This window comes from Nitratireductor lacus, assembly GCF_056431025.1.
The window spans coordinates 148798-162091 of sequence record NZ_JBWKMB010000007.1 but is presented as its reverse complement, the minus strand read 5'-3'; the positions used below and the strand labels follow the sequence as shown (position 1 = coordinate 162091).

The 13294-nt window shown below is 62.0% G+C and carries 11 protein-coding genes; 1 reads left to right on the top strand and 10 read right to left on the bottom strand.

Translation table 11 applies throughout. The features are described from left to right. The first annotated feature begins 16 nt into the window (after positions 1–16). Positions 17–631 carry a glutathione S-transferase N-terminal domain-containing protein gene (locus tag AC07E3_RS08120; protein WP_065816871.1) on the top strand — a complete coding sequence of 205 codons (615 nt, stop codon included), beginning with the start codon at positions 17–19 and terminating at the stop codon, positions 629–631. A 50-nt stretch (positions 632–681) separates the two neighbouring features. Here AC07E3_RS08120 and mog read toward each other — a convergent pair whose 3' ends face one another. The 10 genes from mog to AC07E3_RS08070 all read right to left on the bottom strand — a co-directional run bounded on the left by mog (position 682) and on the right by AC07E3_RS08070 (position 13086). After that, positions 682–1275 carry a molybdopterin adenylyltransferase gene (mog, locus tag AC07E3_RS08115; protein WP_478361119.1) on the bottom strand — a complete coding sequence of 198 codons (594 nt, stop codon included), beginning with the start codon at positions 1273–1275 and terminating at the stop codon, positions 682–684. Next, on the bottom strand, positions 1265–1807 hold the full coding sequence (locus tag AC07E3_RS08110) for a DUF2478 domain-containing protein (RefSeq protein WP_478361080.1): 543 nt from the start codon (positions 1805–1807) through the stop codon (positions 1265–1267). Before AC07E3_RS08110 ends, mog begins: the two co-directional genes overlap by 11 nt. Positions 1808–1880: 73 nt before the next feature. Next, positions 1881–2075 (bottom strand): hypothetical protein, encoded by a 195-nt coding sequence (locus tag AC07E3_RS08105; protein ID WP_478361078.1) that lies wholly within the window; start codon positions 2073–2075, stop codon positions 1881–1883. Between the two features lie 30 nt (positions 2076–2105). Then, complete coding sequence (locus tag AC07E3_RS08100; protein WP_336071123.1) at positions 2106–2663, bottom strand: hemerythrin domain-containing protein; 558 nt, start codon at positions 2661–2663, stop codon at positions 2106–2108. A gap of 10 nt (positions 2664–2673) precedes the next feature. After that, on the bottom strand, positions 2674–3591 hold the full coding sequence (locus AC07E3_RS08095) for a peptidylprolyl isomerase (RefSeq protein WP_478361076.1): 918 nt from the start codon (positions 3589–3591) through the stop codon (positions 2674–2676). Between the two features lie 4 nt (positions 3592–3595). Further along, positions 3596–4318, bottom strand: coding sequence for a respiratory nitrate reductase subunit gamma (gene narI / locus AC07E3_RS08090; RefSeq protein WP_322340241.1), 723 nt, complete (start codon positions 4316–4318; stop codon positions 3596–3598). A 12-nt stretch (positions 4319–4330) separates the two neighbouring features. Next, the gene (gene narJ / locus AC07E3_RS08085; protein ID WP_478361074.1) at positions 4331–5044 is read right to left on the bottom strand and encodes a nitrate reductase molybdenum cofactor assembly chaperone; all 714 of its coding nucleotides are present in this window, start codon (positions 5042–5044) and stop codon (positions 4331–4333) included. After that, positions 5044–6582 carry a nitrate reductase subunit beta gene (gene narH / locus AC07E3_RS08080; protein WP_478361072.1) on the bottom strand — a complete coding sequence of 513 codons (1539 nt, stop codon included), beginning with the start codon at positions 6580–6582 and terminating at the stop codon, positions 5044–5046. Before narH ends, narJ begins: the two co-directional genes overlap by 1 nt. Then, the gene (locus AC07E3_RS08075; protein ID WP_478361070.1) at positions 6579–10334 is read right to left on the bottom strand and encodes a nitrate reductase subunit alpha; all 3756 of its coding nucleotides are present in this window, start codon (positions 10332–10334) and stop codon (positions 6579–6581) included. Before AC07E3_RS08075 ends, narH begins: the two co-directional genes overlap by 4 nt. Positions 10335–10347: 13 nt before the next feature. Next, the gene (locus tag AC07E3_RS08070) at positions 10348–13086 is read right to left on the bottom strand and encodes a nitrate/nitrite transporter (protein ID WP_478361068.1); all 2739 of its coding nucleotides are present in this window, start codon (positions 13084–13086) and stop codon (positions 10348–10350) included. Positions 13087–13294 lie beyond the last annotated feature (208 nt).

The window sequence follows — 13294 nt, the reverse complement described above, 5'->3', positions numbered from 1 at the left end:
CCGACAGGAGTCTGTCATGCAATTGTTTTTCTCCGCAGCTTCACCCTATGTGCGCAAAGTCATGGTCACGGCCCATGAGAAAGGCCTGGCTGACCGGATCGAACTCCTCCCGTCCGCAGCCAGTCCCGTCAAACGCGACAAGACTATTGTCGCGCGCAACCCTTCCGGCAAGGTCCCTACTCTCCTTCTGGAAGACGGGCGCGCGCTATACGACAGCCGTGTAATATGCGCCTATATCGATGCCCAAACCGAGGAGCCCCGGCTGTTACCGGCAAGCGGCGGCGAGCGTTTTGCAGTGCTGACCGTCGAGGCACTCGCGGATTCAATCCTCGATGCAGCACTTCTGGCGCGTTACGAAACCGTGATGCGGCCGAAAGAACTGCTATGGACCGCCTGGTATGAGGGCCAGATAGAGAAAGTCGACAGCGGCCTTGATGCGCTTTGCGAACAGTGGATGCCGCTACTGTCCGGTCCGGTCAACACCGGGTCGATCGCCGCGGCGTGCGCGCTCGGCTATCTCGATTTTCGTTTCCCTGACAAGGACTGGCGCCGCGGGCGGGGGGCACTCGCCAACTGGTTCGGCTCCTTCTCGGAGCGAAAATCCATGCGTGAGACAATGCCGCACGGGTGAGGTAGCTTTCCGACTGGGTCTGAGTACCGGTAACCCGCAGGAAGAAGCTCTCATCGGCGGTCAGAAGCGACATGCAATCCGGGTCGTCCTCGTAGACAAGCTGGCAAATGGACACCATCCACGTTGGTGGGGAGCGCCGATGCGCCTATCAGGTCCAGGCAATAGGGAATCGCGGGAAAGACAGCGTCTAGGCAGGTTCTGATCGCGGCAGGATTTCCCGGAAGGTTGACGATGAGCGTTCGTCCGCGGATTCCCGCAGTCTGGCGCGAGAGGATAGCCGTGGGAACCTCCTCCAGACTGCGCCGGCGCATGAGTTCGCCGAAACCCGGCAACTCCTTTTCGAGGATATCTTCCATAGCTTCGGGTGTTTCGTCGCGCGGCGCAGGACCGGTTCCACCGGTCGTCAGAACGAGCGCGACATTCTCCTCATCGCACAGTCTCTTCAATTCTGCGGCGACAAGGTTCCGCCCGTCGGCAACGACCCGGACCTCCAGATCAAACGCTGTGGTAACGGTCTGCGACAACCACGCGGAAATGGCCGGCCCGCCCAGATCGGCGTATTCGCCGCGGCTCGCGCGATCCGAAATCACCAGCGCAACGATTCTGGTACCCTCCGTTGGGCGCGGATTAGCGTCAGGCCGCATCGCGCGCCTCCCTGCGATGAACATGCTCGCAAAGCCAGGCATCAATGGCCGCTGATCTGGGCTCCAGTTCAACGTGGCAGCCATCGGTGAACGCCTGCCATGCTTCCGCATACTCGTCCCGAACGGCGACCAGCACGGGAATGCCCAGTATGAACGCCGCTTCGATGGCTGCACGAAAACCGCCTCCGAGCATTTCCCCTTTGCCAAAACGGTTGAGGATCAGAAGATCCGGCTTCTCCCGCACACGTCGCAACAGCGGTCCACACAGTTCAGCCAAAGCCTGTGGATCGAGCCTGCACCCGGAAGACCCTTTCCCGAGATCCTGCGAGATGAGCCACACGGAACCATCCCGAATCCCCTCCAGATGCATCGCTGCGCAGCAGTTTTCAGAAAGATCGCGTTCAAGCTGGACGAACCCTTCGACCACGATCCCGTTGGCCTGCAACCGAAAGGCCGCCTCGGCGAGGAGGGCATCAACGGCAACTCCACCGCCAAAGCGGATTGCCGCGATGGGAGGCATTGTGTTTGTCATTCCAGAACTCCTTGCATGAATGGAAGGAAGTCGAGTTCTTCTCCCGCTTCCACATCTACGACCGTCGCTTTAATCACGGCCACGCCATCGGCCTGGCACGGAGCGCGTTGGCGACGACGCGCCCTGCACCCCGTGACAGCTTCACTGTCTCGGTTCCATGGAGAGGTGAGACGAGGTTGCATAGACGCACCAGAGCGTCCTCGACACCCAGCATCCCGCCGTCAGGGTTTTCGCAGGGACAGGAAAGGAACAGTGCTGCCTCAGCCATGTGCTTTACCAACAGTTTTTTGTTGCATGATCATTGCGGGTCACGCGCATGAACAATCCCACGCCGCTCGGCCATGCGCTGACCGATCAACGTCAGATCGCCGGGTTGCAGTCGAATCCGCGCCATCGGCATGACGATGGCGTTTTCAACGATCAGATGACGCCGCTCATTTGCGGCGAAGCGTGTGAACAGCCTCTTCCATCGCCCCCCGCGGCTTTCGGGGACTTCAAGCACACGACACAGCTCGTCCGCATCAAGCCGGTCAGACGAATGTTCGGCACATAGCTCGTGGATCACGTCTTCCATACGATCTTCAGGCAAGGCCCGTTTCAGAAGCAGCGGAAAGAGGTCCTCCTCCTCGTCCAGAACATGAAGGCCGAAGTCGAGGCGCATGAACATCAGAATTTGCCCGGAAAGCACCGCATCACGCGCTCCATCCAAGACCATCGCGTCGAGCAGGTTGCAGAGCATTCGCTGCCGAAAATGATCGGCAAAGATGTAATCGAGCGGCTCGCTGAGCAGCGCCTCCGGCGGGCGCTCCTCCAGCGCCTCCACCATCAGCCTGCGTTTCTCCTCCAAATGTTCCATGACATCCCCGCTACTGCATGAGAGGACTGTCCGCCGCGCCGATCTCAATGCCGGAAATATCCGCCTTTCCGGCGAGGATCGCGATGTATTGCGCGGAAGCACGCGACCATGACTGGGCTTCCAGCCAGGCGGCGATTCTGTCCTCGACGAGTTCGAATGGAAGTTCACGCGCCGGAACCACACGGTCGAGCGCGATGACGTGATAGCCAAAGCGCGAGGCGACCGGCCCCGGCGCGATCTCGCCTGCCGTCATGCCCTCCAGCGCCTTCTCGAATTCGGGCACGGTGCTGCCGGGCGAAAGCTGCCCGAGATTGCCGCCCTGACTGCCCGATGGGCAGGCCGAGTGCATCGCGGCGAGCGCGGCAAAGGCCGACGGATCGGAGGCCAGCGCATTGCACAGTTCCTGCGCGAGGCGATGCGCCGCGATGCGTTTTTCATCGTCGCTTTCAGGCGCGGCGATCAGGATGTGGCGGGCTTCAAACAGCGGCTCGCTCATGAAGCGCTGCCGGTTGTTCTCATAGTAGCGCCGGCACTCCTCCGCGCCGGCGCGGGGCACGTCGAGTTCAGCCTCCAGCAGCGCATGGATGGCCGCATCGTCGGCCGAGGTGGTCCGGCCCTTCTCGTCGCGTTCGCCCTCGCCCGCAAGCCCGCGCCTTGTCGCTTCGCCCAGAAGGAGCTGACGGATCACCAGCGCTTCGGCAGCGGCGCGCAGCGCCTTTCCGGGATTGTCTGCCGGATGGTTCTGCGCCTCCCGCAGTATCTCGTCTTCGGGCACCGGCACGCCATCGACCGTGATGGCGCGGAAGAGCGGCAGGGGCTTGGGCGGAACCCGCGTGTCGGGCTCCTGATAGGTGGTGTAGCCCTGCCCGTCCGGCGACGGAGCCGCCGCCGGATGATCGAGTTTGGGGTTCTTGTAGATCGTCGCCATGGTTCTACTCCGCTGCCGGAAGGCGCGTTGGCTGCGCCCGGTGATTGCGTTCGCGCACGACCTGGTAGCCGGGCCGCCAGAAGAAGCCGAGCGGCACGCTCAGCATGTGCACGAGGCGGGTGAACGGGAACAGGAGGAGGATCGTCAGGCCAAGGAAGAGGTGCGCCTTGAAAATGAACGATACTTCCAGAATGTGGCTGGAAGCCTCAAAGTTGAAGGTGAAGATGCCCTGCGCCCAGGACATGAACTTCACCATCTCCTCGCCGTCGAGATGCTGCATCGACACCGGGATGGTCATGAGGCCCAGCGCCAGCTGGATCCACAACAGGATGATGATCAGCGTGTCGGTGGTGCTGGAGTTCGCCCGCACCCGCGCATCGAACAGACGGCGATGGACGAGCAGGCTTGCGCCGATGATCGCCATCACGCCCGCCACGCCACCGGCGACGATGGCCAGAAGCTGCTTTGCCCCATGGCTGATGCCGAGTGCATCGAATATGGCGATGGGGGTGAGCAGACCGACCAGATGGCCGAAAAAGATCACCAGAACGCCCACATGGAAAAACACCGATCCCCAGATGAGCTGCCGCCGCCTGAGGAGCTGAGACGAGCCCGAACGCCAGCCATACTGCTCGCGGTCGTAGCGAATGGCGGTGCCCAGAATGAGCACGACCAGCGCGATATAGGGATAGATCCCGAACAGGAGTGTGTTGATATAGCCTGACATGACGGCCTCCACTCAGAGATTGGATGCCGGCGCAGGAGCGTCCGGCCGGCGTTGATGGGCGCGCATCTGGCGTTGCAGACGGTCGGGACCGCAGGCTTTCTCACCGGCATTGCCGGCAAACGTTACGGCCTCCTCCTCCCAGATACGGTCGAGCGCTTCGAGATCGGCCGGATCGTCTTCGGGCGTCTCCAGGAGCTCACGCACCAGTTTCGGGTCCGCTTCCCCCGAGGCGAGCGCCTCAAGAACCGCGAATGCATTGGCATAGACCGACTGGCGCTTCTTCAGTCGCTCGCGCAGGACTTTCAGGATATGGCCCGTCTGGCCGAGGAGTTCGGCTGCTTCCGCGTCCGGCTTGATCGACAGATATTCGAGGAAGAGCGGCAGATAGTCCGGCATCTCCTTGGCGTCGATCGACAGGCCGTCCGCCTCATACATGGCGAGCAGGTCGACCATGGCCTGACCGCGATCCCGGCTCTCGCCATGGACATGCTCGAACAGATGAAGCGACAGCGAACGCGTGCGGTCGAACAGGAACACATAGCGCTCCTGTGCGTCGTAGAGGTCGAGCCCGCCGATATCGTCGGCCAGCCGCTCCAGCAGGCGCTTCTGGGTCCCGGTGATCCCGTCTGCGCCGGCGATGGAGGCTTTCACGTCCTGCGTGGCCGCCTGCAGGTCCGCGCTCGGATAGGACAGAAGCAGGGAAATGATTTTCAGTGCGGTTTGCATCACACGCCCTCCGAAAGTTTACCAACCGGCGTCTGCACCGTGCGGGTGCGCTTGCCGCCGAACAGATCCGTGCCCGTGTCTTCTCCCGAGCAGCCATTGCCGAAGGTGAAACCGCAGGAGCCGCGCACGTCATATGCGTCTTCCGAGATTTCACGATGGCTGGTGGGAATGACGAAGCGGTCCTCGTAATTGGCAATGGCCATAACGTGGTACATTTCCTCGATCATCTCGTTGCTCATGCCGACCTTGCCGGCAACGGCCTCGTCGATGACGCCATCGACCGTCCTGGCGCGCATATATGTCCGCATGGCGAGCATGCGTTCGAGCGCGGAGACGACCGGCGCTTCCTTGCCGCCCGTCAGAAGATTGGCGAGATAGCGGACGGGAATGCGCAGCGAGCGCACGTCCGGCATGTCGCCGTCGAGGCCGATCTTGCCGGCTTCGGCCGCAGACTGGAGTGGCGAGAGCGGCGGCACATACCAGACCATTGGAAGCGTGCGATATTCCGGGTGAAGCGGGAACGCCACCTTCCATTCCATCGCCATTTTCCAGACCGGCGATTTGCGTGCGGCCTCAAGCCAGGCATCCGGAACGCCGTCCTTCTTCGCCCGGGCGATGACCTCCGGATCATTGGGGTCGAGGAACACTTTGAGCTGCTCTTCGTAGAGGTCCTGCTCGTTGGGAGCGGATGCGGCCTCGGCGATGCGGTCGGCATCGTAGAGCACCACGCCCAGATAGCGGATGCGCCCGACGCAGGTTTCCGAGCAGACCGTGGGCTGGCCAGCCTCGATGCGCGGATAGCAGAACACGCATTTCTCGGATTTGCCCGAAGACCAGTTGTAATAGATCTTCTTGTACGGGCAGCCCGAGACGCACATGCGCCAGCCACGGCATTTGTCCTGATCGATCAGGACGATGCCGTCATCCTCGCGCTTGTAGATGGCGCCCGACGGGCACGAGGCCACGCAGGTCGGGTTCAGACAGTGTTCGCACAGGCGCGGCAGATACATCATGAAGGTGTTTTCGAACTCGCCGTAGATCTCTTTCTCGACGCCTTCGAAATTGTAGTCCTTCGACCGCTTGGCGAACTCGCCGCCCAGGATTTCCTCCCAGTTCGGCCCCCATTCGATCTTTTCCATCCGCTCGCCCGAGATCTGTGAACGCGGGCGGGCAGTGGGCGAGGTCTGGCTTTCCTTCGCCGTCTGAAGGTGGCTGTAGTCGAAGTCGAACGGCTCGTAATAGTCGTCGATCTCCGGCAGGTCCGGATTGGCGAAGAGCTTTGCCAGGATGCGCCATTTCGCGCCTTGTTTGGGCTCGATGCGGCCATTGGCCCTGCGCACCCAGCCGCCATTCCAGCGCTTCTGGTTTTCCCAGTCCTTCGGATAGCCGATGCCGGGCTTGGTCTCGACGTTGTTGAACCAGGCGTATTCAACGCCCTCGCGGTTCGTCCAGACATTCTTGCAGGTGACGGAGCAGGTGTGGCACCCGATGCACTTGTCGAGGTTCAGCACCATGCCGATTTGCGCGCGGACTTTCATTCTGCCGCCTCCTTCTTTTCACCGGTTTCGCGGTAAGGCCCTTCCATCCAGTCCACGTCCTCCATCTTGTGCACCACGACGAACTCGTCGCGGTTGGAGCCGACGGTGCCGTAATAGTTGAAGCCGTAGGCCTGGTGCGCGTAGCCGCCGATCATGTGCGTCGGCTTGGTGATGGCGCGGGTCACCGAATTGTGGATGCCACCGCGCTGGCCGGTGATCTGCGATCCCGGCGTGTTCACGATCTTTTCCTGCGCGTGATACATGTAGACCGTTCCCTGCTTCATGCGCTGGGAGACCACGACACGCGCCACGATCGCGCCGTTGACGTTGAAGACCTCCACCCAGTCATTGTCGACCAGACCTGCCGTCTTCGCGTCTTCCTCCGAAATCCACACGACCGGACCGCCACGATTGAGCGTCAGCATCAGGAGATTGTCGGAATAGGTGGAGTGGATGCCCCATTTCTGGTGCGGCGTGATGAAGTTCAAGACCACCGAAGGTTTGCCCTTAGACTTCTCCGCGATCATCGGATTGATCGACTTGGTGTCGATGGGCGGCCGGTAGACGCAGAACGCCTCGCCAAAGGCGCGCATCCACAAATGGTCCTGATAGAGCTGCTGACGGCCGGTGATGGTGCGCCAGGGGATCAGCTCATGCACATTGGTGTAGCCGGCATTGTAGCAGACCTTCTCCGATTCAAGCCCCGACCAGGTCGGCGAGGAGATAATCTTGCGCGGTTGCGCCACCACATCGCGGAAGCGGATTTTTTCGTCTTCCTTGGGCTGTGCCAGATGCCTGTGGTCGCGGCCCGTGTTCTGGGACAGCGCATCCCAGGCCTTCACGGCCACCTCGCCATTGGTTTCCGGCGCAAGCATGAGGATCACCTCGGTCGCATCGATGTCGCTCTCGATGCGCGGACGCCCCTTCGTTGCGCCCTCCTCCGTCACGACGCCGTTGAGACGGCCAAGGGCCTCCACTTCGTGCTCGGTGTTCCACGAAATGCCCTTGCCGCCATTGCCGAGCTTGTCCATGAGCGGCCCGAGCGCGGTGAAACGCTTGTAGAGGTTCGGGTAATCGCGCTCGACCACGGCGACTGCCGGCATGGTCTTTCCCGGAACAGGCTCCACCTTACCGGTCTTCCAGTCCTCCACCTCGAAGGGCTGGGCAAGTTCGCCCGGCGTGTCGTGAAGAATGGGGACCAGAACCACGTCCTTCTCCACGCCCAGCACCTCGGGCGCGACTTCGGAGAATTTCCTGGCAATGCCCTTGAAGATGTCCCAGTCGCTGCGCGCCTCCCAGGCCGGGTCCGCCGCACTTGAAAGCGGGTGGATGAAGGGATGCATGTCGGACGTGTTGAGATCGTTCTTCTCGTACCAGGTGGCCGTCGGCAGAACGATGTCGGAATAGACGCAGGTGGTCGACATGCGGAAGTCGAGCGTGACCAGGAGGTCGAGCTTTCCTTCAGGCGCGGTCTCGTGCCAGACGGCCTCGCGCGCCCTCTGCCGCCCTTCTTCGCCCAGATCCTTGCCCATGACGCCATTCGCCGTCCCAAGCAGATGTTTCAGAAAATACTCATGCCCCTTGCCCGAGGAGCCGAGCAGGTTTGAGCGCCAGACGAAGAGGTTGCGCGGCCAGTTGGCCGGATCGTCGGGGTCTTCGCAGGACATCTGCAGATCGCCGGACTTGAGCTGCGCCGCGACGTAATCCTTCGCCTCCTGACCAGCCTCGCTCGCTGCCTTGGCAACGTCCAGCGGATTGGTCTTCAGCTGCGGGGCCGATGGCAGCCAGCCCATGCGCTCGGCGCGGATGTTGTAGTCGATCAGCGTCCCGTCCCACGGGCCTTCCGGCGCGGTCGGCGACAGGATCTCGTCCACCTTGAGCGTTTCATAGCGCCACTGGTCCGTATGCGCGTAGAAGAAGGAGGTCGAGTTCATCTGCCGGGGTGGACGGCCCCAGTCGAGCCCGAAGGCGAGCGGCAGCCAGCCAGTCTGCGGGCGCAGTTTCTCCTGTCCCACATAATGGCTCCAGCCGCCGCCGGACTGACCGACGCAGCCGCACATGACCAGGAGATTGATGATCCCCCGGTAGTTCATGTCCATGTGGTACCAGTGGTTCAGGCCCGCGCCGAGAATGACCATGGAGCGGCCATTGGTCTTTTCGGCATTGAGCGCGAACTCACGGGCGACCGTGACGATGTGATCACGCGGCACGCCGGTTATCTTCTCGGCCCAGGCCGGCGTATAGGGCGCGTCATCGTCATAGGATTTCGCGCAGCTATTGTCGCCGAGCCCCCGGTCGAGCCCGTAATTGGCGACGAACAGGTCGAACACGGTTGCAACCAGCGCCTCGCCGGAAGCGAGCTTGACCTTCTTGGCGGGCACGGCGCGTTCCAGAACGCTGTCATGATCCGTGCCGGCGAAATGATCGTGCTCGCGATTGCCGAAATAGGGGAACGCCACATTGGCGACCGTATCGCGGTCGGCGTCGAGGATCAGGCTCATTTCGAGCTCGACATCCTCGCCCCTGCCGTCCTTGCTCTCCAGGTTCCACTTGCCCTTCTCGCCCCAGCGGAAGCCGACGGAGCCTGCCGGCGCGACGATCTTGCCCGACTTGCGGTCAATCGCGACGGTCTTCCATTCGGGATTGTTCTTCTCGCCGAGCTTGCCCCGGAAATCGGAGGCGCGAAGCAGCCGGTCGGGCACATAACGCCCGTCCTTTTCGACGAGCCGCACCAGCATGGGCATGTCGGTGTAGCGGCGGCAGTAATCCTCAAAATACTCCGCCTGCCGGTCGAGGTGGAACTCGCGCAGGATGACGTGCCCCATGGCCATGGCGAGCGCCGCGTCGGTGCCTTGCTTGGGATGCAGCCAGATATCGGAGAACTTGGCCGCTTCCGAATAATCCGGCGACACGACCACCGACTTTGCGCCCCGGTAGCGCACTTCCGTGTAGAAATGTGCGTCCGGCGTGCGGGTCTGGGGCACGTTGGAACCCCATAGGATGAGGAAGCTGGAATTGTACCAGTCGGCCGATTCCGGCACGTCCGTCTGCTCGCCCCATGTCATGGGAGATGCCGGCGGCAGGTCGCAATACCAGTCGTAGAACGACATGCAGGTGCCGCCCAGAAGCGACAGATAGCGCGAACCCGCCGCATAGGAGACCATCGACATGGCCGGGATCGGCGAGAAGCCGATCACCCGGTCGGGACCATGGGTGCGCGCCGTATAGGCATTGGCTGCGGCGATGATCTCGTTGACCTCGTCCCAGCCTGCCCGCACGAAGCCGCCGAGGCCGCGCACCTTCGTGTATTCGGCGCGCTTGGCCGGATCCTGCTGGATTGCCGCCCATGCGCCGACGGGCGTTTTCACGGCGCGTTCGCGCCGCCACAGCTTCAGAAGCCGCGAGCGCACCAGCGGATATTTCACCCGGTTGGCCGAGTACATGTACCAGGAGTAGCTGGCGCCGCGCGAACAGCCGCGCGGCTCATGGTTGGGCAGATCGGGCCGCGTGCGGGGATAGTCGGTCTGCTGCGTTTCCCAGGTGACGATCCCGCCCTTCACGTAGATCTTCCACGAGCAGGAGCCGGTGCAGTTCACGCCATGGGTGGAGCGCACGATCTTGTCGTGCTGCCAGCGCTTGCGGTAGGCGTCCTCCCAGTCACGGCTTTCATTGGTTGTGACGCCGTGACCGTCGGAGAAGGTTCCCGTGTTCTTCCGCGCCAGGAAGTTGAGACGGTTTAACAGATGTGACATCGCTTGGTCCTTTTCAGCTTGCTGGCACGGTGCTGGCTGGCCGGGCGCTGCCGGTCCGCTCAACGGCATGCAGGAGCCCGCCTTTTCGCGTGTAGAAGAGGTAGGTGAGCCCCATGCAGACCACGTAGAAGATCAGGAAACCCCACAGGGCCATTTCGGGCCCGCCGGACATGGCGATCGAGGAGCCGTAGGCCTTCGGGATGAAGAAGGCGCCATAGGCTGCGATGGCCGAGGTGAAGGCGATGATGGCCGCCGACTCGCGCTCGGCCTGTCTGACCGAAGCATCCTTGTCGAGCTCAGGCATCAGCCGCGGGATCTCGAGCCGCATGATCGAGGGGATCATCTGGAAGGTCGACGCATTGCCCACGCCCGTCAGGAAGAACAGGGCCATGAAGCAGGCGAAGAAGCCCCAGAAATTGCCGCCCGTGCCGTTCAGAGGCAGGAACTGCAACACACCCCAGACCGCCACGATCATGCCCGCAAAGGTCCACAGCGTGACGCGTCCGCCGCCATACCGGTCGGAAACCCAGCCGGTGCCTGCCCGCGAGAGCGCGCCGACCAATGGGCCGAGGAAGGCGTAGGAAAGTGCGTTCACCTCGGGGAACTGCGTTTTCATCAAGAGCGGGAAACCGGCTGAATATCCGATGAAGGAGCCAAACGTGCCCGTGTAGAGAATGCACATCACCCAGTTGTGGAAGCGCGAGAAGATGATCGACTGTTCGGCGAACGAAGCGCGCGCGGAGGCGATGTCGTTCATGCCGAGCCAGGCGGCGATGGTCGAGACGATCAGGAACGGAACCCAGATGAAGCCCGCATTCTGGAGCCACAGCATGGAGCCATCGCTGGCCATCTGGCCGTCACCGACCGCGAAGGCGAATGCGCCTGTCGAGATCACCACCGGCACCAGGAACTGCATGACGCTGACGCCGAGATTTCCAAGCCCTGCATTGAGCGCAAGCGCATTGCCCTTCTCCGACTTCGGGAAGAAGTAGGAGATGTTGGCCATCGAGGAGGCGAAGTTGCCGCCGCCGAGACCGCACAGGAGCGCCAGGACTAGGAAGATGAGGTAAGGCGTTTCGGGGTTCTGCACCGCATAGCCGATGCCGAAGGCCGGGATCAGGAGCGAGGCGGTCGACAAAGTCGTCCATAAGCGCCCGCCGAAGATCGGCACCATGAAGGAGTAGAAGATGCGCAGCGTTGCGCCCGAAAGCCCCGGCAGAGCCGCCAGCCAGAACAGCTGATCGGTCGTGTAGTCGAAGCCGATGCTAGGCAGCTTGGCCACCACCACCGACCAGACCATCCAGACCGAGAAGGCCAGAAGCAGCGCGGGAATGGAGATCCAGAGATTGCGCCGTGCGATGGCCCTGCCCTTCTCGTTCCAGAAGGTTTCGTCGTCGGGACGCCAGTCTTCGATCACGCCGGCCAAGCCGGCATGCTTGTCTTTCTCATGGATCGGCTGCATTTCCGGCAGTTCGGGCAGCGCGCCGAGTTCACGCGACAGCGCCGTCTTCTCCATCTGACGGATCGAGAAATGCATCCAGACGAGCGACACCGCGACGATGCCGAAAAGGAGCATGAAGCAGGTTGTCCAGACGCCCGTCATGTCGAGCAGAACGCCGAAGGTGATCGGCAGGACGAAACCGCCAAGGCCGCCGATCATGCCGACGAGACCGCCGACAGACCCCACATGACCCGGATAGTAGACGGGAATGTGCTTGTAGACCGCCGCCTTGCCGAGCGACATGAAGAAGCCCAGCACGAAGATCAGCAGGATGAAGGGCACCAGGCTCAGGCTGGTCGAGAAGGTGATCGGCCCGCGAATGCCGTGGATGGTGTAATCCGTGTCCGGATAGGACAGCATGAAGGTCGTCACCAGCGCCACGCCGAAGGTCCAGTACATGATGCGGCGCGCGCCATACCGGTCGGAGAGATGTCCGCCATAGGCACGGAAGATGGAGGCCGGGATCGAGTAGAAGGCGGCGATCATGCCGGCCGTCTTGATGTCGAGTTCATAGACGCCGACCAGATAGCGCGGCAGCCACAGCGCGAGCGCGACGAAGCCGCCGAACACGAAGAAATAGTAGATCGAGAAGCGCCAGACCTGCAGGTTCTTGAGCGGTTCAAGCTGCATGAAGGTGCCGCGCGCCTTTGCGCCGGCGGCACGCCTGGCCTTCAGATCCGGGTCATCCTCGGTGGTCAGCCAGAACACGATGGCCATGGCGACCAGAGCGGCGGCCCAGACCTGGGCAACCATGGTCCAGCCAAAGGCCACCATGACGAAGGGTGCGACGAATTTGGTGACCGCCGCACCCACATTGCCGGCGCCGAAAATGCCGAGCGCCGTGCCCTGCTTTTCCTTCGGATACCATTTCGACACATAGGCCACGCCAACGGCAAACGAGCCGCCCGCAAGACCGACGCCCAATGCCGCCAGCAGCATTGTCTCGTAAGTCGTGGCGTAGGAGAGCGCGAACGTGGCGGCGGCGGCCGCCAGCATCGTCAGGACATAGACGATGCGTCCGCCATACTGATCCGTCCAGATTCCCAGGAAGATACGGGACAGGGAGCCGGTCAGGATCGGCGTGCCGGCAAGCAGACCGAACTGCGTGTCGGTCAGGCCAAGGTCCGCTTTGATCTGCACGCCAATAATTGAGAAGATGGTCCACACGGCAAAGCACACCGTGAAAGCCAGTGTGCTCATGCCAAGAATTGTGTTTTGCTGTCGGGAGGTGACCGCTCTGAGGGAACTCATATGTTCGCCCTTTCCTCACAGGCGGACGGGCCGCTCTGATGGCTGTAACGGGGCGAGTTTGAGGGCATTCCCTTCAGGCAGTTTGATGCAGATCAAACTGCCGGGGCTCAGGATGAGAAATAAGTCGCTGCCGGAAATCTTTCGGCAACTGACGTGCGTTCATCAAGTTTGACGCCTGCGCGCTGTAAATGCGAAATTGGAATTTATC

Bases quoted from the DNA above. Each gene is read 5' to 3' on its own strand.
- AC07E3_RS08120 (WP_065816871.1), top strand. From the start codon at position 17: ATGCAATTGTTTTTCTCCGCAGCTTCACCCTATGTGCGCAAAGTCATG.
- mog (WP_478361119.1), bottom strand. From the start codon at position 1,275: ATGCGGCCTGACGCTAATCCGCGCCCAACGGAGGGTACCAGAATCGTT.
- AC07E3_RS08110 (WP_478361080.1), bottom strand. From the start codon at position 1,807: ATGACAAACACAATGCCTCCCATCGCGGCAATCCGCTTTGGCGGTGGA.
- AC07E3_RS08105 (WP_478361078.1), bottom strand. From the start codon at position 2,075: ATGGCTGAGGCAGCACTGTTCCTTTCCTGTCCCTGCGAAAACCCTGAC.
- AC07E3_RS08100 (WP_336071123.1), bottom strand. From the start codon at position 2,663: ATGGAACATTTGGAGGAGAAACGCAGGCTGATGGTGGAGGCGCTGGAG.
- AC07E3_RS08095 (WP_478361076.1), bottom strand. From the start codon at position 3,591: ATGGCGACGATCTACAAGAACCCCAAACTCGATCATCCGGCGGCGGCT.
- narI (WP_322340241.1), bottom strand. From the start codon at position 4,318: ATGTCAGGCTATATCAACACACTCCTGTTCGGGATCTATCCCTATATC.
- narJ (WP_478361074.1), bottom strand. From the start codon at position 5,044: ATGCAAACCGCACTGAAAATCATTTCCCTGCTTCTGTCCTATCCGAGC.
- narH (WP_478361072.1), bottom strand. From the start codon at position 6,582: ATGAAAGTCCGCGCGCAAATCGGCATGGTGCTGAACCTCGACAAGTGC.
- AC07E3_RS08075 (WP_478361070.1), bottom strand. From the start codon at position 10,334: ATGTCACATCTGTTAAACCGTCTCAACTTCCTGGCGCGGAAGAACACG.
- AC07E3_RS08070 (WP_478361068.1), bottom strand. From the start codon at position 13,086: ATGAGTTCCCTCAGAGCGGTCACCTCCCGACAGCAAAACACAATTCTT.